We start from the raw sequence: 22,295 nt of genomic DNA on the forward strand, positions 1-22,295 counted from the left end.
TGCCGCCAAACACGCTGCGGCAGCACTTGCCAAACAACACCAAATCACCTAGCGTTCAACATGACTCGTTGATCACAACGCGTGAACCACGCCAGATCCGAAGTCCACCACTCCACGGGACGCTATCTTCACGCTGCGAAAGCGTGCCGAGGTTCTACATTCGCACTCATCCCGGTGGGAGTGAACCGGACCAGCAGGTGCAATCTGGCCCGCTCCTTTGGACCCGTCAGGCCGAGGAAAACCACCGAAACCAGGTCGACGGACCTACTCACGCGGTGTCGACCACGACCTAACTACCCGCGCATCCTTTGAGATTCGATCAGCGTCACGGCTCTGACCCGTCTCCCACGAACGGGGCAAGGTACGGCGCGGTCCGGCTCACCGTATCGGCGGCGACCACCGCCGGCGCACCGGCCACGACGACGCTTCCTCCGTCCTCGCCGCCACCGGGTCCGAGGTCTATGACGTGATCCGCGTTTGCTACGACGGACATGTCGTGCTCGGCCACCACGACGGTGTTGCCGGCGTCGACGAGGCCGTGCAGCTGACGTTCCAACAACTCGACGTCGGCAGGATGTAGCCCCGTCGTGGGCTCGTCGAGCACGTAGAGCGTGTGACCCCTCTTGGCCCGTTGCAACTCCGATGCGAGTTTGATGCGTTGCGCCTCGCCACCGGAGAGTTCTGTGGCCGGTTGTCCGAGTCGCAAGTATCCCAGACCCACATCGCACAACGCTGCCAAACTCCTTGACGCAGAGGGCAAGTCAGCCAGGAACTCGGCGGCCTCGTCAACGGTCTGAGCGAGCACGTCGGCAATGGTTTTGCCTCGATAGGTGATCTCGAGGGTCTCGTCGGAATAGCGCGCTCCCCCACACGCCGGACACCTCGCGTAAGTGCCGGGCAAGAACAACAGTTCCACCGCGACAAACCCTTCGCCGCGACAGGTGTCGCAGCGGCCTTCGGCGACGTTGAACGAGAACCGGCCCGCGCTCCACCCGCGTCGCCGCGCTTCGGGGGTATCGGCGAATGCCTTGCGGACCGCGTCGAAGAGGCCGGTATACGTCGCGAGGTTCGAACGAGGGGTGCGGCCGATGGGTCGCTGATCCACGGTGACGAGCCGGCCGAGCACCTCGGCACCTTCGACGGACACGCCCACACTCGAATCGATGTCGATATCGAGGAGCTCGGCATCGCTGTCATCGGCGTCGTCGACGAGTTCGATCTGCCTACCCAGCTGCCTGGCCATCACGTCGCCGAGTACTTTGCAGACCAGTGTCGACTTGCCCGATCCTGACACACCGGTGACCGCGACGAACACACCCAGGGGAATATCGACGTCGATACCCCGTAGGTTGTGAAATGTGATGTTGCGCAACCGCATCACACCGACCGGTGCGCGCGTGGGTCGCCGGGCGACCTGGCCGTCACGGAACAAAAAACGCCGGGTGACCGACGGGGCGACCTCGGCGAGGCCGGCCACCGGTCCGCTGTACAGCACCTCGCCGCCTAGTTCGCCGGCGCCAGGTCCGACATCGGCGATCCAGTCGGCGCGCCGCACCACATCCATATCGTGCTCGACCACGAACAACGAGTTGCCTGCGCGGCGGAGCCGGTCCAGCACGTCGAGAAGAGGCTCGGCGTCGGCGGGATGCAGCCCCGCCGACGGCTCGTCGAGGACGTACAGGACACCGAACAATCCGGCCCGTAGTTGGGTAGCCAGGCGCAAGCGCTGCAGTTCACCGGGTGACACGGTAGGTGTGCGACGGTTGAGGCTCAGGTAACCGAGCCCCAGGTCGACGAGTACGGATATGCGCGCCACCAGATCAGCCGCGATCATGGTCGCCACTTCGGTGAATTCACCCGATTCGGTCGATTCGTAGGCCGCGGCGAACTCCGTCCTGATCGCCGCCGGCGAGAGAACGTCGGTGAGCTTCGTGAGCGGCAGGGCCGCGAGCTCGGCGATGGTGCGGCCGGCGAACGTCACCGCGAGCGCTTCGGGTCGCAGCCCGGAGCCGCCGCAGACTGGGCAATCAGTGCTGTGCACGAAGTGCAGAACCCGCCGTCGCATCGCCGCGCTCTGCGAGTTGGCAAGCGTGTGACGGACGTGACGCTCCGCGCTGGAGAATGTCGCGTTGTAGTAATAGTCCGCGGTGACCGGATGCTGGCTCGGATCGATCTCGACGGTGGGTTGCTCCTCGGTGAACAAGATCCATTCCCGTTGGCGCTTGGGAAGTTTGCGCCACGGTTTGTCGATGTCGTAGCCGAGCGTGATGAGGATGTCGCGCAGATTCTGTCCCTGCCACGCTCCGGGCCACGCCGCCACCGCGCCTTCCCGGACGGTCAGCGACGGGTCGGGCACCAGTGTCTGTTCGGTGACCTCGTAGATGCGGCCGAGACCGTGGCATGTCGGGCACGCGCCGATCGTGGTGTTCGGAGAGAACGCATCGGAGTCGAGCCGCTCAGTGGCTCCCGGCGGGTAGCTCCCTGCGCGGGAGTACAACATGCGCAGCAGATTCGACAGCGTGGTGATGGTGCCGACGGTCGAGCGGGAGGTCGCCGATCCGCGTCGCTGCTGCAGGGCGACCGCAGGCGGCAGTCCTGTGATGTCGTCGACCTTCGGTGCATCCTGAGGGAGTAGGAGTCGGCGTGCATAGGGTGCCACCGACTCGAAGTAGCGGCGCTGGGCCTCGGCGTAGATGGTGCCGAATGCCAACGACGATTTGCCCGAACCGGACACTCCGGTGAACGCGACGAACGAGTCCCGCGGCGCGGCGACGTCTACGGTTTTCAGGTTGTGTACCCGGGACGCGTAGACACGAATGTACGGATCCGGCCCATCCAAGCCCGTCTCAGTACCGCCGTTCATCTCGCCCATTGTGTATGACTGCCCATCATTTCCGGCTTTATGTCACGCGACACCTCGCCACCGCTGCGTCGCGCGCAGCGCTCCTAGTCGATCTCGCCAGTCAGTCCCACGCGGCGCTGCTCCAGATCCGCCAGCACAGCGGTGTAGAGATCGTGCGTATCGATGTCAGTACCGCTTACCCGTACGACGCGCGTGTTCTGTGTCGATTCGAGGTGGACGCGCCCGCGGGGATCCAACGGGGTGTACTCACCCGTCGCATCGCCCGCCGCGACTGCCTCGTAGTTGTAGCGCTGAAGTTCCTGGTACACGGTCGACAGGATGTCCGACTCGAGTTCCTCGGCGATGGTCTGATCCGGCAGGATCACTTTGAGTGACGACATCTTTCCACGTTAGCCCCGCGAGAAGGTCCGATGACAATTCTCTGCGGCCTAGCCGGGCGAGCCGACCATTTCCATCCCCGCATTGATAGCCGGACGGTGACGCAAGATGCGGTAGTGGGCCAACCGGCCGAGCCCACGTGTGCTCATCAGCTGAGCACCCGGCCACAGTGTCGACAGCCGCGCCGTAGCGGCGTACGGGCTGTCGGGGTCGTCTGGGTCGTGGATGAGCAGCAGCGGCGGATAGTTGGCGCGGCGACCGAGACGCGACATGTTCGTCTCTTCCAACCGCATGCCGATCCGCTTCTCCAGACGACGGTGCAAACCGGCACGGATTCGACGACCGAAGTCGTGTCGCGCGGCGAAAAGATCCAAATACAAGGGGAAGTCGCCCATAGGCGCCAGTAACACCAGTCGCCCAACGGATGCGCCGCCTGCCGCAGCAAGTGTAGTCGCATTGGCTCCCAGAGAATGTGCCACCACCGCGTGGGCAGCACCATGTGTCCGGATCATCGCCGCAATCGCATCGGCGCACTCAGTGGCGGTCGTGCGTCCCGGCGCCAGCTCCCCCGGCTCGGATGCGTTGTGACTGGGAAGATCGAAGGCAATGGCCCGAAAACCCCTCTCCACCAACGGCTTGACGAATACCGCAAGGTGCGCGCGCTGCCCGCCCCAGCCGTGCACCAAGTACACCGGCGGCCCCTCGCCCCACTGCTCGCCGACTACCCGATGCCTGTTCCCCCAGTAGGCGTCGACGGGCTCACCCGGACCTACGCCAGGTGGCATACGCAGAGCTGATTCCAACACCGGCGGTGTGCACCACAGCTCGACTGCCCAGCGCGACCCCACCCAGGGCGCCAGCCGTTCCAGCCACCGGAACGCCTGGCGCACCCTGGGCTCGACCGGCGGCAATACACCCGAGCCGGCGATATCGAGCGGTGCGATGGCGCTCGCCTGGCCCGGCGCGCTTCCAGCAGCCTCTTCGGTCACCTGACAATCATGGCACCAGGGGCACAACGCCGATCGCGTCCGGTCAGCCCATTCGCATTACGTTCCTGAACCCGCAAATCTTCACCCGCGGGGAGCCGAAGCGGTAGGTGATGACGTTGCCGAGCCCGCCCCACAGATTGCCTCCTGTCATCAAAGGACTTCAGCCATTGCGCGCGCCCGCTCGTCAACGAACGGGATACGAGCTCAGATGATGTGCGCTTTGGTGATACGGATTCTGGTCTGACTGCAGCACCATCCACACGACCGACACCTGGGGAGCGCCGTCGGCGTTGAGTCTCATGGTTGTTCCCTTCATGACGTGACGCGTCGATAAAAGTCGATATGTGCGGCCGCCGCTGCGTCCCAGGTCATGCTCGACGCCAACGCGCGACCCCACACCGGCTCGGGTGGCGTTGCGATCGCTTCCTGCAGCCGGGCTGCGAAATCCGCCGGCGTGGAGGCGTACGCGACGCTATCGCCGAACACTTCACGCAGGACCGGAAGGTCGCGCGCCACCACGGGCCTGCCCGCGGCCAATGCCTCCATGGCGGCCAGGCCGAACCCTTCCTTGGTGGACGGGAAGGCGAAAACCTCGCATGCGGCCACCAGACTCGGCAGAGCGTCGTTCTCGACGGTACCCAGGATCTCTGGTGCGACGCCCAGTTCAGCGCAACGCTCGTCGAATGCGGCGCGATAGTCGCGATAGTCGAAGAGCGTTTCACCGCCCGCTATCACGAGCGAGACTCCCGGTTCATACTGCCGGAGCATGGCTATGGCGTCGATCAGATCCACCGTCCCTTTACGTGGTTCGATGCCCCCGACCGCCAGGACATACCGACCCAGCTCTGCGCGCCACCGATCCTGAGCTGCTCTATCGCGTGATGCATCGGTGAATCGTTGCGCTTGAACACCATTGGGTATCACCGTCGGCGACAGACCCCAGCCGACGCGCACTTCGTCGGCCACCGCCTGTGAGACACAGATCCGGGCGTACGGCTCGACGATCGCGCGCTCGTGGCATTCCGCGAGGACGGGGGTCGTGAAATGGTCCAGATGGTGAATCGTGCGGATACACCGGCCGACCGCGTTGGCGCTGATGCAGTCCTGCGCGTGGACGATGTCGAAATCGTCAGCTGAAAACGCGTCTCGCAGTGTCGCGATCGAACGCACGATGCGGTCCGTGACGGTATCGCCGGGCAGATCGGTGAACTCGACAAGCTTCACGGTCACGGCAGGATCGACGGCGCGGAAGAATCCCTGATCACCGGCACGGGCCAGCGACCACACCGTGACATCGACCCCGCGGTGTGCCAGCGCTTCGGCCAGGTTCAGCGTGTGCACCACACCGCCGCGCGGTTTGGTCGAATACGTCAGCAGGGCTACACGCATCGTCACGACCCGCTCCGGTAGGTGTCCGGGCGCAGTTCCGCAAGGTGGTTGAGCACCTTACGGGCACGGCTTATATCGGCCTCCACGTCGATCTCCGCCTTGGCGAGCCCCCCTTTGGCGCGGGTGGTCGCGAGAATGTCCCCGCCCGGCCCCACCACTTTGGCCTGCCCGAGGAAGCGCAGATTGCCCATCACGCCAGTTTGATTGGACGACACCAGCACCACCTGATTCTCGGCGGCGCGAGCGCAGTCGTACAGGTCGAACAGGCGCGACTGACGATCGGCGGGCAGCCGGGAGGCGCGGTCGGTGATGCTGGCCGGCCACGCCGACAGCGCGGCGATGACGTGCGCGCCGTCGGCCGCCAGCGTGCGCGCCGCTTCCGGGAAGGTCTTGTCGTAGTCGATCAGCATGCCGAGTTTTCCCACGGGGGTGTCGAACGCTGAGAAACCATCACCGGCAAGGTAGGTCAATGACTCGCCCGCCGGTTGATGCACTTTGCGATAGGTGCCCAGGACGCCGTCACCGGTGACGCAGATGGCAGCGTTGTACCGGCCGCCACCGGCAACTGCCTCCGCATACCCCAAGCAGACGGTCATCGGCCCGGCCGCGGCGATGACGTCGGCGATCTCGGGACCGTCGGGATCGAGCGCAGGTGGCGGATCAGCCGGGTCGGGGGCACGGAAGTCGCCGATGTACCCACCCAGGCACGCATCCGGCAGCACCAGCAGATCGACGCCGTCCTGCCGGGCGGATGCGATGATGCCGACGACCTTCTCGACACATCGAGGGAGGTCGCGCCCGAAGTGCGCGGCCACCGCAGCCAGGGTCACCGATGTCATCGGCTGTAGCCTACGACGGCCCCAGCCCCGTCACCGCGGGCGCGAGAGCGCTTGTCACGACTCCATCGGGCCACCGCAGCCGTACTCCGGGCTCGGCTGTCAGCACGGCGCATTCTGCGCTGTCGACGCCGGCGGGCAGGGCGTGCACCAATTGCGGTCCCGCGGTGAGCATTCCGAATCCCGGGAAGCAGGTCAGCCAGTCGCCCATCGCCGCATCAGTGGGCCGCGGGACCGCCGCAACGTCGATCTCGGCCCCGGTACCGCACGCTTCGGCCATCATGCCGAGGGTGCCGGCGATCCCGGCCATGCTCACGTCTTTGGCGGATGCCGGCATCGACTGCGCCACCAGACCCGTCATGGCAACCAGGTCGGCGCTGCTGCGTCGACTGGTCGAATCCCACTGCCGCCCGTGATATCCCGGCCGCCATTGCCCGGAGGTGTCTGCGGTCAACCGCACCGTGTCCCCCACCGCGGCTCCCCCTGCTCGCACCAGAGCGCTGCTGCGTCCCAGCGCCGTGACGGACAGGGCCGCCGGCACACCGAGCTGCGTGTGTCCGCCGAGCACCGGGATCTGCCAGGCCGCGGATGCTCTAGCGACACCGGAGATGACCCTGTCCAGAAGTGCTCTGTTGGGAGCACCGACGGCGTCGAGAAGACCGATGGGGTGCGCTCCCATGGCGGCCAGGTCGTTGACGTTGACCAGAACCGAACACCAGCCGGCCCATTCCGGGTCGCGTTCCACCATGGACGGGATGATCGCGTCGCACGCGGCGATCAGGTCGCTTCCCGGCACCGGTACACCGTCATCACCGACGAAACCCGCCGGCCCGAGTGCCCCGGGCACACTTCGTAAGGGCGCCAACGCATCGCCGAGGAAGGATTTGGTGGCGGTGGCCACGCGTTGGATCGAGGTGATCGGCCATCGCATCCATGCGTGCCGCCGGCCGGCGACCATCCGCTCGCCGACGAGATTCCATCCCAGGGTCTCGAACAATCGGGAGTACCGCCGTTGCACGGTGGCCTCGAATCGCAGCACGCCGGCCGACTCGGCATGGGCGCAGGCCGCCCGCACCAGCGCGGGCCCCACACCGTCAGACCTGACGCTGGGGTGGACCACCAGCCGGCTGCCTGTCCACCAACCGATGTCAGGCTCGATGGCCGGGGCCAGCCGCACTCCCCCGAGCACCTGCCCATCTGGGGTGGTGGCCACCAGGACGACGGTGCGCGGATCGTCGTCGATGTCGTCGCGGTCGGTGCCCGCGAACAGCCCTTGCGCGGAGACGAACTCCTCGTGGCGCAGGTGCCGGTAGGCGGTGATTTCGGACGAGCTGGCCGCCGGGGCGATCAGGAATGGGGCCGCAGGGCGTGGCGTGCCGGACAGGATCGACAGTCCGACAGGACCCTGCGCGCTGGCTGCGAACGGGATCATCACGCCCCCAAGTTCTGCAGGACGCTGCACGCTCCGCATGCGGCGCACCCCGCCCGCTGATCGACTCCCGTCATGCCTGCTGACTGCAGCATCAGGGCGACTTCGCGGCTGACCTTCTCCACCACCGATGCCTCGGGAGCACACGCACCGTCGACGTCGACGGCAAGCGATCCAGGCTGCGGACGGAACGGGACGACGAACGGGTACACGCCCATGTCGATGAGTTCTGCTGCGCCACTGATCAACTCCTGGGGATCTTCCCCGAGTCCGACCAGCAGGTAGGTCGACACCTGGTTACGCCCGAAGACCCGTACCGCCTCACGCCAGGCCTGCCGATAGCGCTCGATACTGACTTGGGCTTTGCCGGGCATCCACCGCTTCCGGACCTCGTCGTCGAGCGATTCGATGTGAATACCGATGGCGTCGGCGCCGGCCTCGCGCAGTTCGGTCAACACCTCGAGGTCCGCAGGCGGTTCGCACTGCACCTGGATGGGCAGCGACGGCACCGCACCCTTGACCGCCCGCACGCAGCGGGCCAGGTGCCGGGCACCGCGGTCGCTGCCCGCCGACGTGCCGGTGGTCATCACCATCTGGGTGACGCCATCCAGACGCACGGCCGCGGCGGCCACCTCGGCCAACTCAGAGGGTCGTTTCACCGCGGTGGTGGCACCGGAACGCAGCGACTCTTCGATCGTGCAGAATCGGCACCGCTGGTCTTCGACGTATCGAATGCAGGTTTGAACGACGGTCGTGGCCAACACGTCACGGCCGTGCAGGCGGGCCAGCTTCTCGTAGGGCACGCCGTCGACCGTGCACAGGTCGTAGAACCGAGGCCGGGTCACCACCTCGACATCGAGGCCGGTGTCCTCGCCGTCGAGAATCACTCGCGTGCCGTCGAAGACGAAGGGACTGTTCGGGTTACGTGGGATGGCGGCATTGAGCCCGTCGATGACCAGGTGACCGTCGGCGCTCGGACCGGCGCCCGCGGTCCGGCTCACCGGTGGCGAACCCCGGAAACCCAACAGCGCCAGATCGACTCGTGTGGATACAGACATGCGATGCCTCCTACGCTGTGGGGGGTTCGGGTGCGCGGAAGGCACGTCGATGTGCCGTGAGTGCGGGTGCCATGACGTCAGCTCCCGACGGCGAGTCGTAGCACCGACTCGTGGTAGCCACTGATGATGGTGGCGGCGATGTGCGAGGCGTCGCGGTCGATCCCGAGGAACCGACCCGATCCCCACGTGTGCATCCACGGCAGCCCCACAAAGCTCAGCCCCGGCACCGAGGTGACACCACGCGTCTGCATCGGCCGGCCAGCACCGTCGAACGCGCTGGCTTCGATCCATCGATAGTCCGGCCGGTATCCGATGGCCCACACGATGCTGGTGACGTTCTCGGCGGCCAGATCCAGTGTCGTGGGCTCTGTCTCGGGCACCCACACCGGCTCATAGCGGGTGGCCGGCGGCGCGGTGATGCTCTCGCGTTCGATGTGGGCGTCGATGTCCGAGCAGATCGAGTTGTAGACCGCGTCGGCATGGTCGAGGGCGGCACGCAGGGTGGGCTCGAACGACAGCGTGGTGTCCTTGCCGCCGGCCAGAGCGCCATAGAGCTTCATGCCCTCGACGGCGAACTGCCGCAGGTCCACATCGCGGCCACCGTCGCGGCCGGTGACATAGTGGTTGGTCTTCTCGATTGCGGCCTTTCCACCCGGATACTGCGCTGCTGCGCGGTCATACAGACCCATGTCCGACAGCCAGGTCATGCAGTCGCGGCCCCGGTAGAAGCGGGCCACCCGTGGAGCGTTGCCCACCGCCAGGTGCACGCGGCGGCCGGCGAGGTGCAGGTCCTCGGCGATCTGGGCGCCGGACTGCCCGGTGCCCACCACCAGCACCGCGCCGTCGGGCAGCTGCTCGGCGTTGCGGTACTGCTCGGAGTGGATCTGGGTGATGGCGGCATCCAGCGAACCTGCGTAGGCGGGAATGACGGGCAGCGGATACCCGCCGGTCGCGATCACGGCGTTCTCACAGGTGAGTTCTTCGATTCCCGAGGGGGTTTGGAGTGTGAGAGCGAAGCCGCCTTCGGGGCGTCGGGTCAGCGTGGTGACGCGGGTGTGGGTGCGCAGCGGAGCGTCGAAGGTCTTCAGCCAGCCGTCCAGCCAGGCGACCACTTCGTCACGGGTCATGAAGCCGTCGGGGTCTGCGCCGTCATAGGCGTAGCCGGGCAGCTTGCAGTGCCAATTGGGGGTGACCAGGGTGAAGTTGTCCCAGCGGCTGTCGGCCCAGGCGTGCACCGGTGTGTGCGCTTCAAGTACCACGTGCTCGATGCCGGCGCGGCTCAGATACCAGCTGACCGAGAGCCCGGCCTGCCCGCCGCCGATGATCGCCACCGGTACATGCGCGCCTGTCATGATTGCTCCAGCGAGGGTTGCATGGCGATGACGGTGACCTCCGCGTCGATGGCAAAACGTCTCGCGGACTCCATGATCTGATCATTTGTGGCGGCTGCCGACGTACAGGCAAAGCCGTACTTGGCGCGCACCCTGTCGCTGGCCTGCTCGAGTGCGGCGCCGGCACGGTCCACCAGGTCGCCGACGGTGTAGCGCCGTCCCGTGGTCAAGAAGTCGTGCATCACCAGACTCGGTGAGTAGCAGGACTGGATGGAACCGTCGGGCCAGCGGATGTCGAATGTCATCTCAGGCATGCGCCAGCTCCGCCCACTTCGTGGCGTCGGCGTCGGTCAGCGGGCCGTACACGTCCGGCCGGCGGTCACGCAGGTGGAACATGCCTGCCCGCATGGTTCGGAAGGTCTCGTCGATGTCCACGTCGGCGACTGCCATCCCGCTTCCCAGCAGGGTGGTCGCGAGGATGTTGCCGCCCGGGTCCACCACTTTGGAGTTGCCGACGTAGCGCAGCGACCCGAAAGTGCCGCTCTGGTTGGAGGCCACCCAGAACACCTGGTTGTCGAGAGCGCGGGCGATGTCGAACTGGTTGAACCGGTAGGTCCAGCGGTCGTCCTGCAAGTTCTCCGCCGTGGCGGTGCGAGCCGCCGGCCATGCCGACAGGCTGGCGATGATCTGCGCGCCGTCCAGAGCCATCACGCGGGCGGCCTCGGGGAAGGCCTTGTCGTAGCAGATCTGCAGTCCGATACGCCCGGCCGGGGTGTCGTACACGTCGTAGCGGGTGCCCGCCGAGTACGACATGCTCTCCCCCAGCGGCTGGTGCACCTTGCGATAGACGCCGTAGACATTCCCGCCGTCCAGCAGTGCTGCTGCGTTGTAACGGGTTTCGCCGTCGTCGGCGAGTTCGCAGAAACCGATGGCGACCACCAGGTCCCCGGCCAGTTGTTGCACTCGTTTGATCTCGGGTCCGTCGACCCGGATGGCCGGCGGCAGTGATCGGGTTGTGGTCTTGATGGTGTCCCCGTGATTGCCCAGCGACGACAGGTAGCCGCCGATCGCCGCTTCCGGCAATGCCAGGAAGTCGACGCCGCCTGCGCGTGCCTCCTCGGCCAGCGATGCGATCAGAGCGTAGTTCTGGTCGAGATCCCTGGTGAAGTTGGCAGAAACCGCTGCAAGAGTGGTCATTTCGCTGTCACACCATGTACGTGGAGTTGATGATTGCACCCTTGCGGGCGTAATAGATGAGGGCGTCCTGGACGTCCAGCGGATGCGCGGGGATGACGCCCTCGATCAGGTCCTCCTCACGGCCGCCGTGCAGCGCGAGCCCGAAGCGACAGGCGAACACCGTGCCACCCTCCTTGATGAAGGTGGCCAGCGCATCGTTGATGTTCTGCTCACCTGGGAAGCCGGAGTCACCGGTGGTGGGAAAACCGCGGGTGGCGAGGCAATTGATGGCGCCGGGGCCGTAGAAGTAGATGGCGGACTCGAATCCTTTGCGCAAGGCGCGAGTCGCCTGCAGGACGGCTACGAAGCTGACCGACGACTCGTGGGCGATACCGTGCACCAGGGTGAAGTAGCTCTCGCCCTCTTCGGCCTGGTAATCGGGGAAGATCTTGGTGCCGCCGTAGATGTTGCTGCCCTTGGGTAGCGACGGATGCGGGATCTCGGCGAGCGAGGTGGCGATGTTCTCGGCGATGGATGCGTCAAATGCCATGGAGGACTCCATATTTCTTGCTAGACGTGCTGGCGGATCGTGTTGCCCGGCCGAGCCCCGTTGGTCGATCGACGTCGACCTGCAACAATTACAGAGCCTGTCTATTGCGCGGTGGTTATGAGCGGAATACGTCCCTGTTGCCAAGCGGCAGAACCCGGCAATGCGCAGTTAACACGCCGGGAAATCACTACAGCTCTGTCAGAGCGCCCGGGGCCGCAACGCCGGGTCGAGGCCGCCGATGTGAGCGTCATCGAGAGCGCACAGCAACCGGCGTAGCTCGGTCAATCCCTACTCAGGCGAACCCCAACCGCCGCGCCGCCAGCACACCCAGTCGATCTCGACGCGTGCGCCGACCGCCAGCCCGGTAACGCCGACGCAGGTTCGCGACGGCAACCGGTTGGGAAACCACGCGGCGTACGCCGTGTTGAAGGCCTCGTACTCAGTCCAGTCGGTGAGATAGGCGCGCACCGATACTACGTCGGCCAGACCGCCGCCGCACAGTCCGGTGACCCGCACCAGATTGGAGAGCACCTGGTCGGTCTGGGCCGCAATCTCGTCGCTCACCACCGATCCTGTTGTGTCGGTGGGCATCTGACCGGTCACATACAGCGTCTCGCCGGCCGCGGTGGCGTGCACGAACGGGGCCACTGACGGCGGCACCCCATCGGCAGGCGTAAACGTGAAAGGTCGGATGCCTCCTGACGCACTCACGCCGCTCTCCCCCATTCACTGGGAAAGCAGCGCTTGTCGATCCGGGCGTGCACACCCTGACGTTGATCGACGACTTGGGTGACGGTGAAGTCAACAGCCACCGACATGAACGAGTAGGCGTCGGCGCACGACAGCCCGTAGAGCCGCTGCAACAAATCGAGTGCGCGTACCGCCGCCGCCCGCATCGCGCTGTCCAAATCATCGCCGAAGCCGTGGACCAGGAGCTCGGTCGCCGTCTCCAGCACCGGCACGGTGAACGGCAGATCGCGGCGCACCGTGAGACGCAGCAGCCCGTTCAACGACGCCTCCAGCGCCGTACCGCTGATCTCCCCGTCGCCCTGGGAAACATGTGGGTCACCGATCGACAGTAAGGCGCCGGCAGTCTGCACGGGGTAATACATCGTGCCGCCCATGCCGATCCGCCAGTTGTCGATGTTCCCGCCGTGATCGCCGGGCGGCACCGAGGACAACCGTCCGGGGTCGGCCGGTGCGACACCCATCGTGCCGAAGTGCGGGCGCAGCGGGACGGTGACACCAGGCAACGCAGGTTCGCGGGTGACGCTCGCCGGTTCGACGACGGTTCCTGCCTGGTCGGCGAGCGGCGTGGTGGTCCAGTCGTAGCCGAAGAGCGCCCGCCCGCGCAGCGCGAAAACATCCAATTCATAGACCGTGACCCGCTCGGAGGCGGTGAGATCATACAGATAACCCCAATGCGCGGCCAGATTCGAGCCGTACTTGAGACGCGGCGTGGCCTCTAAGATGTCGACCTGCAGCACGTCACCCGGGCGGGCTCCGGTCACCGCGATCGGCCCGGTCAGCAGATGCGGCCCCGGTCCACGATCGGCGACCTGCTCGAACACGGCACGAATATCGTCGTCCATCAACAGATCTGGAGCGTCACCTGCGTGATGGGTGAAAGTCTCTACGGCTACCAGATCACCCGAGTCGACAATGAGCACCGGAGTCAGCGCGGGGTCGAAGTACCCCCAGTGCACTGTCGCCGGGGTGGCCCGCAGCACGTGATGCATCCGGCGATCATGCCAGCGCACCGGGGCCGCTGCAGCGCGAGATCTCCGCGCGTCTCAGATGATGCGCGCCTTGGTGATGCGGATTCTCGTCAGCAGTCCCGGCGGTGCGTCCGGCGGCGGAAAATGGTCACTGGACCCGAGCATGACCTCGGCCAGATCGGTCAGCAGTTCGGGGGCACCACCCTCGACGACACGCGCCTCGCCGGCCACCGTCAGATAGGGCGTCGGAACTCCCGGATGGGGTTGCCTCGACAAGATCGTCACCGCCACGCGCGGATCCCGGCGAATGTTGCGGGTCTTCTGGTACTCGGCCAGATGAGCAGTGACCAGCTCGTCTCCGTCGGGCGTCGACTGCAGCGCCATCCACACAACCGACACCTGCGGGCTGCCGTCGGTGTTCAGGGTGACGAGTGTGGCATCGGCCCCGTCGCCGATGATGGCGCGCGCGTCGGCGTCCAGTCTCATGGTGGCTCCTCTCCCGAAGCTGCAGCGGTCACACTCGACAACCCGTCGTCGAGGCGGTCGATTCCCGCAACTGCGGGTTCGGAATAGTCCTCGCGGACTCGACGTTGCGCGACGAAGGTCGTCACGACATCACCGAGGAGTCGAACTGTGCGCATCGGAATCATCGGAGCAGGCCTCATCGGCGGAACGCTGACTCGCCGTCTCCGCGAACTCGGCCATGAGGTGAGCGTGGCCAACTCACGATCACCGGAGACACTCGCGGACCTCGCGGCGGAAACGGGTGCTACCGCGGTGTGGGCCCGTGACGCCGCGACCGACGCTGATCTCGTGATCGTCAGCATTCCTCAGAAGAACGTTCCGGACCTCGCGGACGGGATCGTCGACGCGCGCAATCCGGGCGCCCCCGTGATCGAGACCAACAACTATTACCCGCAGCAGCGCGACGGCGAGATTGCCGCCATCGAAGACGGTCAGGTTGAAAGCGCTTGGGTGGCAGAACAAATCGGCGCACCCGTCTTCAAAGTGTTCAACGGCATCTGGTGGAAGCATCTGCTCGGTAGCGGAAAGCCTGCAGGCGCGCCCAACCGGATCGCACTCCCGATCGCCGGCGACGACGGTCCTGGCCGTGACCTCGTGCACGACCTCGTCGAGCAGTTGGGCTTCGACCCGGTCCACGCCGGCCCGATCTCCGACTCGTGGCGTCAGCAACCCGGAACCCCGGTGTACGGCAAGGATTTCGATGTCGAGAAGACCGTGAAGGCTCTGGCCGAGGCATCTCCTGAGCGGACACCCGAGTGGAGCGCTCGGGCGTCCTGAGCGGACTGTAAAGGCGGGCATCGGTACGGCGAGCCTGCCGCTACCGGTGCACCTTTCGGCGCTTCACCCTCTCGCTCCCCACTGCTCGACGAGCATCGTGGTCATGGCGTCGACCCACGCGTCATCGAGCAAGGCGTCGCGGCGGATCACGATACGAAAGATGGCAGCACCGGCCACCACTTCGGCAAGCAGAGGAAGATCGTCACCGCCGCGCCGTTCCTGCCCGAAGCGAGATTCGAACGCACTGAGGTTGCCGGTGAGCCGGGCGATCATCAGGGCGTGCAGGTCGGGGTCGGCGACCGTGTCGGCGATGAGTCCAGGCAGGGCGACGCGGACTTCGGGCCTGTCGAAGATCCGACGGATCGTTTCGACCATTGCGCGGATGTCTGTGCGGATGTCGCCGGAAGCACCTGACACGGTAATGGGTTCGTCCGCGAGCACTGCCTCGTGCACGAGGTGCACTTTGCCCGACCAGCGGCGGTAGATGGCCGCCGTCGTCGTACCCGCCCGCGCCGCGATCGCGGACAACGACAGCGCTGAGTAGCCCGTGTCGACGATCAGCTCGCGCGTCGCCGCGATCACTGCGGCGTCGATCTTGCCGTCACGGGGCCGGCCCGGCGGGGGCCGGGTGGCCTCCTTGCCATCGCTGCCCTGATCTGCTGTCATGTTGGCAGTCTACTTCCGATGCGACACGCATCGTATTTATTGGAGAGTCCATGAGCCTCGGCCCGCTCGACGAGTACCCCTACAACCCCGGCACCCGAATTCCGCACGGCGCGCACGTCGAGTTCATGAACCGGGCCGGTGACCACATGTCACTCGACGTCGACTCGAAACTGTTCGCTCCCATTGCGGCGACTCCTCGTGGGCCCACGGCACCTGGAAGGGTGGTCCGTTCACCGAGCGGGTCACCTTCGACCTCACCGATCCCGCAGTGATGGCCAGGGCGCCGTTCAGCCTCATCGACCATGTCGGGCACGCCGTGTGCACCGAACCCGATGGCACCACTCGACATGGCGCCGGCCTGTTCGAACATGCGGTGATCGGACCACATCACCCCTCCGGATTCTCCGATTGGACCGATGTGGCAGGACAGCACTGATGAAGGTCATGACGGCTCTCTTCGGCCCGACCGACGCGGTCGAACGCGCCGCCCTGCTGCGGGAGGCTGGCGCGTCCGGCGTTTTCACGTTCGAAGGCCCTCACGATGTGTTCACTCCCCTGGTCCTTGCCTCGTCGGTGAAGGGGCTCGACGTGATGTCCAATGTCGCGATCGCTCTCCCCCGCAACCCGATTCAGCTCGCACACCAGGCCAACGATCTGCAGCTCCTCACCGAGGGACGTTTCATCCTCGGGCTGGGAACTCAGGTGCGCGCACAGATCGAGAAGCGGTACGGCGTGGCGTTCGACCATCCGGTGGAGCGGATGAAAGAAATGGTGGGGGCGTTGCGCGCCATCTTCGCGACGTGGGATCACGGCGAGCGACTCGATTACCGCGGCGAGTACTACCGCCACACCCTGATGACGCCGACGTTCGTGCCGGGGCCGAACCCGTACGGTCCGCCGCCGATCTACCTCGGAGCGCTCGGGCCGCGCCTGACCCGCGCCACTGCCCAGGTGGCCGACGGGCTGCTGGTGATGCCCTTCGGGTCGAAGCGGTTCCTGCACGAGGTGACGATTCCCGCGGTGCGCGAAGGGTTGTCATCGGCCGGACGCCGCGAGGAGGATTTCGCCGTCGTGCCGGAGATCATCGTCTCGGTCGGAGAGGACCACACCTCGACCCGGATGTTGTTGGCGTTCTACGGTTCGACGCCGGCGTACAAGCCGGTGCTCGATGTTCATGGCTGGGGCGATCTCCAGCCCGAACTCAACGCGATGTCCAAGCAGGGCCGGTGGCAGGAGATGGCGACGTTGATCGACGATGAGATGCTGCACACCATCGCCGCCTGCGGAGCGCCTGCCGAGATCGCCGACCACATCCGCGACAGGGTGGCAGGCGTCTCGGACCGGATCTGCCTGTACCAGCCGGGCCCCATCGAGATCACCGCGCTGGCCGAGATCGTCGACGCGCTGGGCTGACGAGATGGCGCCGACAGTGATCGAATTCGACGACGTCACCGACGACTGCTTCGGTGGCAAAGCCGCCGGCCTCGCCGAACTGCGCCGGCTGGGACTCCCGGTTCCGGCGGGTTTCGTCGTCGCCGACGCGTCCACCGAGGGGTCCCTCGCCGCAGCGGGCGACCGGTTCCGCCAACTGAACGCCGCCGTCGCGGTGCGCTCCTCGGCGGCCGGCGAGGACGGCGACGACCAGTCGTTCGCCGGGCAGTACGACACCGTGCTCGATGTGCGGTCGGTCGAGGAGTTCACCACCGCCGTGCGCCGCTGCGCCCAGTCGGTGCAGTCGGATCGGGCGACGGCGTACAGCAGGCAATCGGACGACGGTACGCCGGCCACCGCCGTGATGCACGTGGTCGTCCAGCAGATGGTCGATGCACGTGCCGCCGGAGTCGTGTTCACCGCGGACCCTGCCAGCGGCCGCCGCGACCTGATGGTGATCGACGCGGTGGCAGGGCTCGGCGAGTCGCTGGTGGACGGTTCGGCCTCCCCCGACCACATCGTGCTCGACGCCGACGGCAGCGTCGCTGTGCTCGAACTCGCAGCTGACCCGGTGCTGTCGCCCGAGGACATCGACGCCATCCGGTCGGGTGCGAGGCGGGCAGCTCAGCATTGGGACAGGCCGATGGATCTCGAATGGGCGATCGATGCCTCAGGTGCCTTGTGGTGGCTCCAGGCCCGCCCGATCACGACCCTGCCCGGCGACCTCAACGAGATGGATTCACCGGTGGCCGGCCCCGACCATGTCTACACGCGGTGCAACATCGGCGAGATGATGCCCGGCGCCTTCTGCCCGCTCACCGCATCGGTGTCCGGGTACGCCATCGATCACGCCATGCAGATGACGCAGGTGGTGGCGCGCGCCCAGCCCCGCTACGAAAGACCCTGGCTGCAGGTCGGATACTTCTACGGCCACATGTTCCTGAATCTCACCGAAGGTACGGCACTGAGCTCGGGCATTCTCGGCAACTCCCTCGAACAGTTCTCGATGTCTGTCTGTGGTCGTGTCGTCGACGAACTGAAACCCAAGCCGCCGCAGCCCTTTCACCGTCGCGTCGTCAACACTGTTCTGTTGACCACCCACGCGCTCTCTGCCGGGCCGGCGATCCGACGACTCGGCCGCCAGATCGCCGCGTCACCGATTCCCACCAGCGACGATCCGAGAGTCGTTCTCCGACAACTCGAGTCCGGTGTCGATCGGTACCGCCATGTCACGCTCACCCATGTCCGGTCCTCGTCGCGCGCCGCAGTGGCGGCGAACATCCTCGAGAGTCACTGCATCAAGCAGGCGGTGAAGCGCGGCCGAAGCGCGCAGGACGGTCAGGCCGAGGCCATGCGCTGGATGGCCGGGGCGTCGAATGTCGAAAGCGCCATGATGGTCGACCAGCTGAACTCGGTGGTCGGTGTCCTGGCGGCCGATGCGGCGGCTGCCGAACGGTTCCTCGCGGCAGAGCCCGCCCATGCCGTGGCCGAACTCCGCGGCGCCGGCCACAGCGGTGACGCGCTGCGGCAGTTCCTGACTCGGCACGGCCACCGCGGCTACCGCGAACTCTGCATGCGGGACCCGTCCTGGGCCGATGACCCCGGCGGTCTCGGTTCGATGATGCAGGTCATGCTGCGCGCGGCACTCGATGCGGGACGACGCTCGGCACCGCCGGTGGGGGCCGACCAGGAGCCGCCGTCGCGCGCGGTCAGGATGCTCGCCCGGATGGCCCAGGCCGGCGCCCGCGGACGGGAGGAGACGAAATCGAAGATGGCCCTGATGGCGCACACCCTCAAGCAGGGGTACCGCCACCTCGGCGAGGTGCTCGCCCGGTCCGGCCGACTCCCCGACCCCGATCTTGTGTTCTTCTTCGACCGCAGCGAATTGCCGCGGGTGGTCGGCGACGACGACATCACCGAGCTGGTGAAGCGTGCACAAGCCCGCCGCGACGCCCTACCGTTCCAGGAAGCACTGGAATTCGACGACGTCTCGGTCGGCCGCCCTACCCCGGTGATCGCAGCCCGCCGCACCATGTGCACCGACGGCCAGATCGTCGGTCGCCCCGCCAGCCGCGGATCGGTCGAAGGCGTTGTGCGCGTTGCGAAATCCATCAACGACGCCCGAGATGTCCAACGTGGTGAGATCCTGGTGGCGCCCGTCACCGATGTCGGGTGGACGCCGTACTTCACGGTCATCGGCGCACTGGTCACCGACATCGGCAGTTCGGTGTCGCACGGCGCCGTGGTGGCGCGCGAATACGGCCTGCCCTGTGTGGTCAACACCCTGGTCGCCACCAAGTTGTTGAAGACGGGCGACCGGGTGCGCGTCGACGGCGACCGCGGTGTAGTGACCCGTCTCGACGTCTGACGGTGTTCGCCGCCATTGCTGCGTCGCGACCCGCGGGTGGGACGACTCGTGCCAGGCAGCGCCATCGCGACACCGACCCTGTGGTTGACTGCTGCGATGGCGACGTCTGACGCGCACTTCTATCGGCCCGCGGACGGTACCGGGCTGCCCCACGATCCGTTCAACGCCATCATCGGGCCACGGCCGATCGGATGGATGTCCACCGTGAGCGCTGAGGGCACCCGAAACCTAGCCCCCTACAGCTTCTTCAACGGCTTCAACTATCACCCGCCGGTGATCGGCTTCGCCTCGATCGGATGGAAAGACAGCGTCGCCAACATCGAGGCCACCGGGGAGTTCGTGTGGAACCTGGCCTGCCGCCCGATCGCGGCCGCGATGAACGAGACCGCCGCCAGCGCAGCGCCTGACGTCGACGAGTTCACCCTCGGCAGGCTCACCCCCGTGGACTCCGTCGATGTCACACCGCCGCGGGTGCTGGAGAGTCCTGTCAATTTCGAATGTCGCCTGACTCAACTGATCCAACTGCACGACATCGCCGGTACGCCCGTGGACACATGGCTGGTACTCGGCCAGGTCGTCGCTGTCCACATCGACCGGCAGTATCTCGTCGACGGCGTCTACGACACCGCCGCCGCCCAACCCATCCTGCGCGCCGGCGGACCTGCGGCCTACTTCGACGTACCGCCCGACGCTCGATTCGAGATGACCCGACCCGGCTGACCTGTCGTCAGCCGTGGCTGCGGTTCCATTCGATCCAGCCGACCCCGCTGCGGCCGTCGTCGGTGGTGACCGTGCCCCACGAGCGCGGGAAGCGACTGAGCCGACCGTCGGGAGAGGTCAGTAGCACCGGCGCATGGGCCGTCGGCGTGATCGTGGCGGTCAGTCCGTCATAACCCACCACCGCCGAGGCCGGGAGTTCACCATCCCAAACCGTCTCGCGCGCTTCGACTTTGACGAGCTCGATCAGCGGCTCCCCACTGCGCTGCGAGTAGCCCACCGATAACGCGGGTGCACCGGGGATACGAATGTCGACGCCGTGCAGGTGGGTTCCGTCGTCCAGGTGTACGGCGCTCCACACCCAGTCCATCCCCCACCAGTCCCGCGACGCCCACGAGTGGTCGCGTTGTCCGGCAACGCCGGTGAGGGTGAAGGAGTGTCCGTCGGCCGTGACCGTGCCCGACACCCGGCATGGGATCTCGTAGCGCGGCGACACCCGGTACTGATAAGGCACTCCCACGCTCGTCCACTCCAGGTCCACGCTCACCTCGACCGGCCTGCCCGCCTCGCCGCGCAACAGTGCGGTCGGATCGTCGTGAGCCTGCCCCCGGCCCAGCAGCGCCACGCGATAGCGGACAAGCGGTTCAGCGACGTCCAGCCGGAGCTCCGCCTCGTCGGTCACCACCACCTCTTGGTCGACGGGCAGGGGCGCCTCGAAGTCCAGCACCGCGACGGTCGGGCGGCCGGGCCCGCACAGCAGGCCGTTGACCCAGGCGTGACCCTGGTTGGGGATGAGTCCGAGCCGGAACCAACCGCCCACCTGCTGGCCCGGCTCGACGAAGTCGAAATACCAGCTCTCACTCCACAGCGGCTCGTCGGTCGGGGTGTGCCTGCCCTCGTCGGATGCGTTCGGCTGCAACGGTTCCGGCGTCGACGGCGGGGGCAGCAGCGAGAGCGCGCCGGTGTCGATCACATGCTGGCAGTGCCGGGCGATCATCGCCATGAACATCTCATCGCCCCGGGCGGTCCGCTCCACCAGCATCGGCGACACGATGGCCATCAGCACCCCGAAGAAACTCTGCCGCCGCACCCCCTCGCGCACCTCGTCCAGGGAGACGCCGGAGGTTCCACCGAGTGCACGGTGATAGGCAGCGAGCAGCTCGTCGTACCGGGCGCGACGCTCCTCGACGGGCAACGCGCACCCGAGGAAGTAGGCGACGTCGGTGAATGCCGGTCCCCACGTCACCGTCTGCCAGTCGACCACGGTCAGCGGCCGGTCGGCACCCGGTTGGCCGAACAGCATGTTGTCCAGCCGGAAGTCGCCGTGCACCAGGCCTTGCCGACCGCTCCCGCCCTCGGCGGCCATGTACGCGTCGAACGCGCCCACGAACTGCTCGCAGACCGCGCGATGCTCCGGCGCCACCTGGTCGGCGTAGCGATCGATGAACCCGGCATACAGGGCGCTGATCAACCCCTGATCGACCGGCGACTCCCTGTTGAGCCAGGCCGCGTCGGCGAGCGCCTGGTCACCCAGAAGCGGACCGTGCACCAGACCGAGTTGGCGCATCGCGAGTTCCGCTTGATCCGGGGTCGCGCCGCCGATCTCGTCGCCCACAGTCGCCGGAGCGGCGTCGTCGAGCAGCAGATCGAACGCGCCCGTCGCGCTGTCGTACGCCGCATGATGACAGGGCGCCACCGGACCGGCCAGGCCCGGTGCCACATCGGTGTAGAAGCGGACCTCGCGTTCGTAGAGCCCCATCGCCAGCCCGGTCTGGCGGCTGCTCGGATCGGCGGCAGCGACCTTCAGGACCACCGACTCAGGCCCGTCGGCGCCGTCGGCATAGCTCACCTGCACCCGGTAGCACTCACTCATCTGACCGGTGCCGATGCGGGTGACCGAGAAGCTCGAGACGTCACGGTCGAGTGTGGCGCTGAGCCATTCGACGGTCAGATCGGCGGGGCTTTCCAGGAGCGGTGGCAGCGTCGACACCCGGCCAACGTATAGCAGGAGGGTCACCGCGACGGGCACATCCGACAAACCAATTGACGGCCGTCAACTGCTGGACGGACGAAAGCGACAACGTGATCATGATC

At 66.5% G+C, this 22,295-nt stretch carries 20 protein-coding genes and 1 pseudogene; 5 read left to right on the forward strand and 16 right to left on the reverse strand.

Annotated elements, in window-relative coordinates:
- Positions 1 to 325: 325 nt before the first annotated feature.
- The 14 genes from MHN84_RS26755 to MHN84_RS26820 form a co-directional block, all read right to left on the reverse strand.
- Positions 326 to 2,863, reverse strand: a complete 2,538-nt coding sequence (locus MHN84_RS26755) for an excinuclease ABC subunit UvrA (RefSeq protein ID WP_241207506.1) — start codon at positions 2,861 to 2,863, stop codon at positions 326 to 328.
- A gap of 83 nt (positions 2,864 to 2,946) precedes the next feature.
- Positions 2,947 to 3,243 carry a hypothetical protein gene (locus tag MHN84_RS26760; protein WP_241207507.1) on the reverse strand — a complete coding sequence of 99 codons (297 nt, stop codon included), beginning with the start codon at positions 3,241 to 3,243 and terminating at the stop codon, positions 2,947 to 2,949.
- 48 nt (positions 3,244 to 3,291) lie between these two features.
- Positions 3,292 to 4,230 carry an alpha/beta fold hydrolase gene (locus MHN84_RS26765; protein ID WP_241207508.1) on the reverse strand — a complete coding sequence of 313 codons (939 nt, stop codon included), beginning with the start codon at positions 4,228 to 4,230 and terminating at the stop codon, positions 3,292 to 3,294.
- A 312-nt stretch (positions 4,231 to 4,542) separates the two neighbouring features.
- A complete protein-coding gene (locus MHN84_RS26770; RefSeq protein WP_241207549.1) occupies positions 4,543 to 5,619 on the reverse strand; it encodes an MSMEG_0565 family glycosyltransferase in 1,077 nt (358 codons plus the stop codon).
- Positions 5,620 to 5,621: 2 nt separating this feature from the next.
- Entirely contained in the window at positions 5,622 to 6,458 is an 837-nt protein-coding gene (locus MHN84_RS26775; protein ID WP_241207509.1) for a carbon-nitrogen hydrolase family protein, read from the reverse strand.
- A 10-nt stretch (positions 6,459 to 6,468) separates the two neighbouring features.
- Positions 6,469 to 7,887, reverse strand: a complete 1,419-nt coding sequence (locus MHN84_RS26780; RefSeq protein ID WP_241207550.1) for an MSMEG_0567/sll0787 family protein — start codon at positions 7,885 to 7,887, stop codon at positions 6,469 to 6,471.
- Positions 7,887 to 8,942 (reverse strand): MSMEG_0568 family radical SAM protein, encoded by a 1,056-nt coding sequence (locus tag MHN84_RS26785; protein WP_241207510.1) that lies wholly within the window; start codon positions 8,940 to 8,942, stop codon positions 7,887 to 7,889. The genes MHN84_RS26780 and MHN84_RS26785 overlap by 1 nt, the downstream gene beginning before the upstream one ends.
- Before the next feature lie 77 nt (positions 8,943 to 9,019).
- Positions 9,020 to 10,294, reverse strand: coding sequence for an MSMEG_0569 family flavin-dependent oxidoreductase (locus tag MHN84_RS26790; protein WP_241207511.1), 1,275 nt, complete (start codon positions 10,292 to 10,294; stop codon positions 9,020 to 9,022).
- Positions 10,291 to 10,587 (reverse strand): MSMEG_0570 family nitrogen starvation response protein, encoded by a 297-nt coding sequence (locus MHN84_RS26795; RefSeq protein WP_241207512.1) that lies wholly within the window; start codon positions 10,585 to 10,587, stop codon positions 10,291 to 10,293. The genes MHN84_RS26790 and MHN84_RS26795 overlap by 4 nt, the downstream gene beginning before the upstream one ends.
- Positions 10,580 to 11,470, reverse strand: a complete 891-nt coding sequence (locus MHN84_RS26800; RefSeq protein WP_241207513.1) for a carbon-nitrogen hydrolase family protein — start codon at positions 11,468 to 11,470, stop codon at positions 10,580 to 10,582. Before MHN84_RS26800 ends, MHN84_RS26795 begins: the two co-directional genes overlap by 8 nt.
- A 7-nt stretch (positions 11,471 to 11,477) precedes the next feature.
- Positions 11,478 to 11,999 (reverse strand): MSMEG_0572/Sll0783 family nitrogen starvation response protein, encoded by a 522-nt coding sequence (locus tag MHN84_RS26805; RefSeq protein ID WP_241207514.1) that lies wholly within the window; start codon positions 11,997 to 11,999, stop codon positions 11,478 to 11,480.
- A 288-nt stretch (positions 12,000 to 12,287) separates the two neighbouring features.
- Positions 12,288 to 12,710, reverse strand: a complete 423-nt coding sequence (locus MHN84_RS26810; protein WP_241207515.1) for a RidA family protein — start codon at positions 12,708 to 12,710, stop codon at positions 12,288 to 12,290.
- Positions 12,707 to 13,738 (reverse strand): acetamidase/formamidase family protein, encoded by a 1,032-nt coding sequence (locus MHN84_RS26815; protein ID WP_241207516.1) that lies wholly within the window; start codon positions 13,736 to 13,738, stop codon positions 12,707 to 12,709. The genes MHN84_RS26810 and MHN84_RS26815 overlap by 4 nt, the downstream gene beginning before the upstream one ends.
- Before the next feature lie 54 nt (positions 13,739 to 13,792).
- Positions 13,793 to 14,203, reverse strand: coding sequence for a TIGR03618 family F420-dependent PPOX class oxidoreductase (locus MHN84_RS26820; RefSeq protein WP_241207517.1), 411 nt, complete (start codon positions 14,201 to 14,203; stop codon positions 13,793 to 13,795).
- A gap of 147 nt (positions 14,204 to 14,350) precedes the next feature.
- On the opposite strand from MHN84_RS26820, the gene MHN84_RS26825 reads away from it, so the two are divergent.
- Positions 14,351 to 15,019, forward strand: coding sequence for an NAD(P)-binding domain-containing protein (locus MHN84_RS26825; RefSeq protein ID WP_241207518.1), 669 nt, complete (start codon positions 14,351 to 14,353; stop codon positions 15,017 to 15,019).
- Between the two features lie 63 nt (positions 15,020 to 15,082).
- On the opposite strand, the gene MHN84_RS26830 is transcribed toward MHN84_RS26825, so the two are convergent.
- A complete protein-coding gene (locus MHN84_RS26830; protein WP_241207519.1) occupies positions 15,083 to 15,685 on the reverse strand; it encodes a TetR-like C-terminal domain-containing protein in 603 nt (200 codons plus the stop codon).
- A gap of 80 nt (positions 15,686 to 15,765) precedes the next feature.
- On the opposite strand from MHN84_RS26830, the pseudogene MHN84_RS26835 reads away from it, so the two are divergent.
- From MHN84_RS26835 to MHN84_RS26850, 4 genes and pseudogenes are all read left to right on the forward strand, one after another.
- Positions 15,766 to 16,121 (forward strand): annotated as a pseudogene (locus MHN84_RS26835) (hypothetical protein); the annotation flags it as partial.
- Positions 16,121 to 17,098: a TIGR03617 family F420-dependent LLM class oxidoreductase gene (locus tag MHN84_RS26840; RefSeq protein ID WP_241207520.1), complete on the forward strand. Its 978-nt coding sequence runs from the start codon at positions 16,121 to 16,123 to the stop codon at positions 17,096 to 17,098. The pseudogene MHN84_RS26835 and the gene MHN84_RS26840, both read left to right, overlap by 1 nt.
- Before the next feature lie 4 nt (positions 17,099 to 17,102).
- Positions 17,103 to 19,484: a PEP/pyruvate-binding domain-containing protein gene (locus MHN84_RS26845; protein ID WP_241207521.1), complete on the forward strand. Its 2,382-nt coding sequence runs from the start codon at positions 17,103 to 17,105 to the stop codon at positions 19,482 to 19,484.
- 96 nt (positions 19,485 to 19,580) lie between these two features.
- Positions 19,581 to 20,204, forward strand: a complete 624-nt coding sequence (locus tag MHN84_RS26850; RefSeq protein WP_241207522.1) for a flavin reductase family protein — start codon at positions 19,581 to 19,583, stop codon at positions 20,202 to 20,204.
- A gap of 7 nt (positions 20,205 to 20,211) precedes the next feature.
- On the opposite strand, the gene MHN84_RS26855 is transcribed toward MHN84_RS26850, so the two are convergent.
- Positions 20,212 to 22,191 carry an ecdysteroid 22-kinase family protein gene (locus MHN84_RS26855; protein ID WP_241207523.1) on the reverse strand — a complete coding sequence of 660 codons (1,980 nt, stop codon included), beginning with the start codon at positions 22,189 to 22,191 and terminating at the stop codon, positions 20,212 to 20,214.
- Positions 22,192 to 22,295 lie beyond the last annotated feature (104 nt).

Origin of the sequence: Mycobacterium sp. PSTR-4-N, assembly GCF_022348085.1 — a bacterium.
Taxonomy (GTDB): domain Bacteria; phylum Actinomycetota; class Actinomycetes; order Mycobacteriales; family Mycobacteriaceae; genus Mycobacterium.

Bases quoted from the DNA above. Each gene is read 5' to 3' on its own strand.
- MHN84_RS26845 (WP_241207521.1), top strand. From the start codon at position 17,103: ATGGCGCCGACAGTGATCGAATTCGACGACGTCACCGACGACTGCTTC.
- MHN84_RS26815 (WP_241207516.1), bottom strand. From the start codon at position 13,738: ATGCATCACGTGCTGCGGGCCACCCCGGCGACAGTGCACTGGGGGTAC.
- MHN84_RS26785 (WP_241207510.1), bottom strand. From the start codon at position 8,942: ATGTCTGTATCCACACGAGTCGATCTGGCGCTGTTGGGTTTCCGGGGT.
- MHN84_RS26795 (WP_241207512.1), bottom strand. From the start codon at position 10,587: ATGCCTGAGATGACATTCGACATCCGCTGGCCCGACGGTTCCATCCAG.
- MHN84_RS26805 (WP_241207514.1), bottom strand. From the start codon at position 11,999: ATGGCATTTGACGCATCCATCGCCGAGAACATCGCCACCTCGCTCGCC.
- MHN84_RS26755 (WP_241207506.1), bottom strand. From the start codon at position 2,863: ATGAACGGCGGTACTGAGACGGGCTTGGATGGGCCGGATCCGTACATT.
- MHN84_RS26850 (WP_241207522.1), top strand. From the start codon at position 19,581: ATGGCGACGTCTGACGCGCACTTCTATCGGCCCGCGGACGGTACCGGG.
- MHN84_RS26760 (WP_241207507.1), bottom strand. From the start codon at position 3,243: ATGTCGTCACTCAAAGTGATCCTGCCGGATCAGACCATCGCCGAGGAA.
- MHN84_RS26790 (WP_241207511.1), bottom strand. From the start codon at position 10,294: ATGACAGGCGCGCATGTACCGGTGGCGATCATCGGCGGCGGGCAGGCC.
- MHN84_RS26775 (WP_241207509.1), bottom strand. From the start codon at position 6,458: ATGACATCGGTGACCCTGGCTGCGGTGGCCGCGCACTTCGGGCGCGAC.
- MHN84_RS26800 (WP_241207513.1), bottom strand. From the start codon at position 11,470: ATGACCACTCTTGCAGCGGTTTCTGCCAACTTCACCAGGGATCTCGAC.
- MHN84_RS26770 (WP_241207549.1), bottom strand. From the start codon at position 5,619: ATGCGTGTAGCCCTGCTGACGTATTCGACCAAACCGCGCGGCGGTGTG.
- MHN84_RS26840 (WP_241207520.1), top strand. From the start codon at position 16,121: ATGAAGGTCATGACGGCTCTCTTCGGCCCGACCGACGCGGTCGAACGC.
- MHN84_RS26780 (WP_241207550.1), bottom strand. From the start codon at position 7,887: ATGATCCCGTTCGCAGCCAGCGCGCAGGGTCCTGTCGGACTGTCGATC.
- MHN84_RS26820 (WP_241207517.1), bottom strand. From the start codon at position 14,203: ATGAGACTGGACGCCGACGCGCGCGCCATCATCGGCGACGGGGCCGAT.
- MHN84_RS26830 (WP_241207519.1), bottom strand. From the start codon at position 15,685: ATGACAGCAGATCAGGGCAGCGATGGCAAGGAGGCCACCCGGCCCCCG.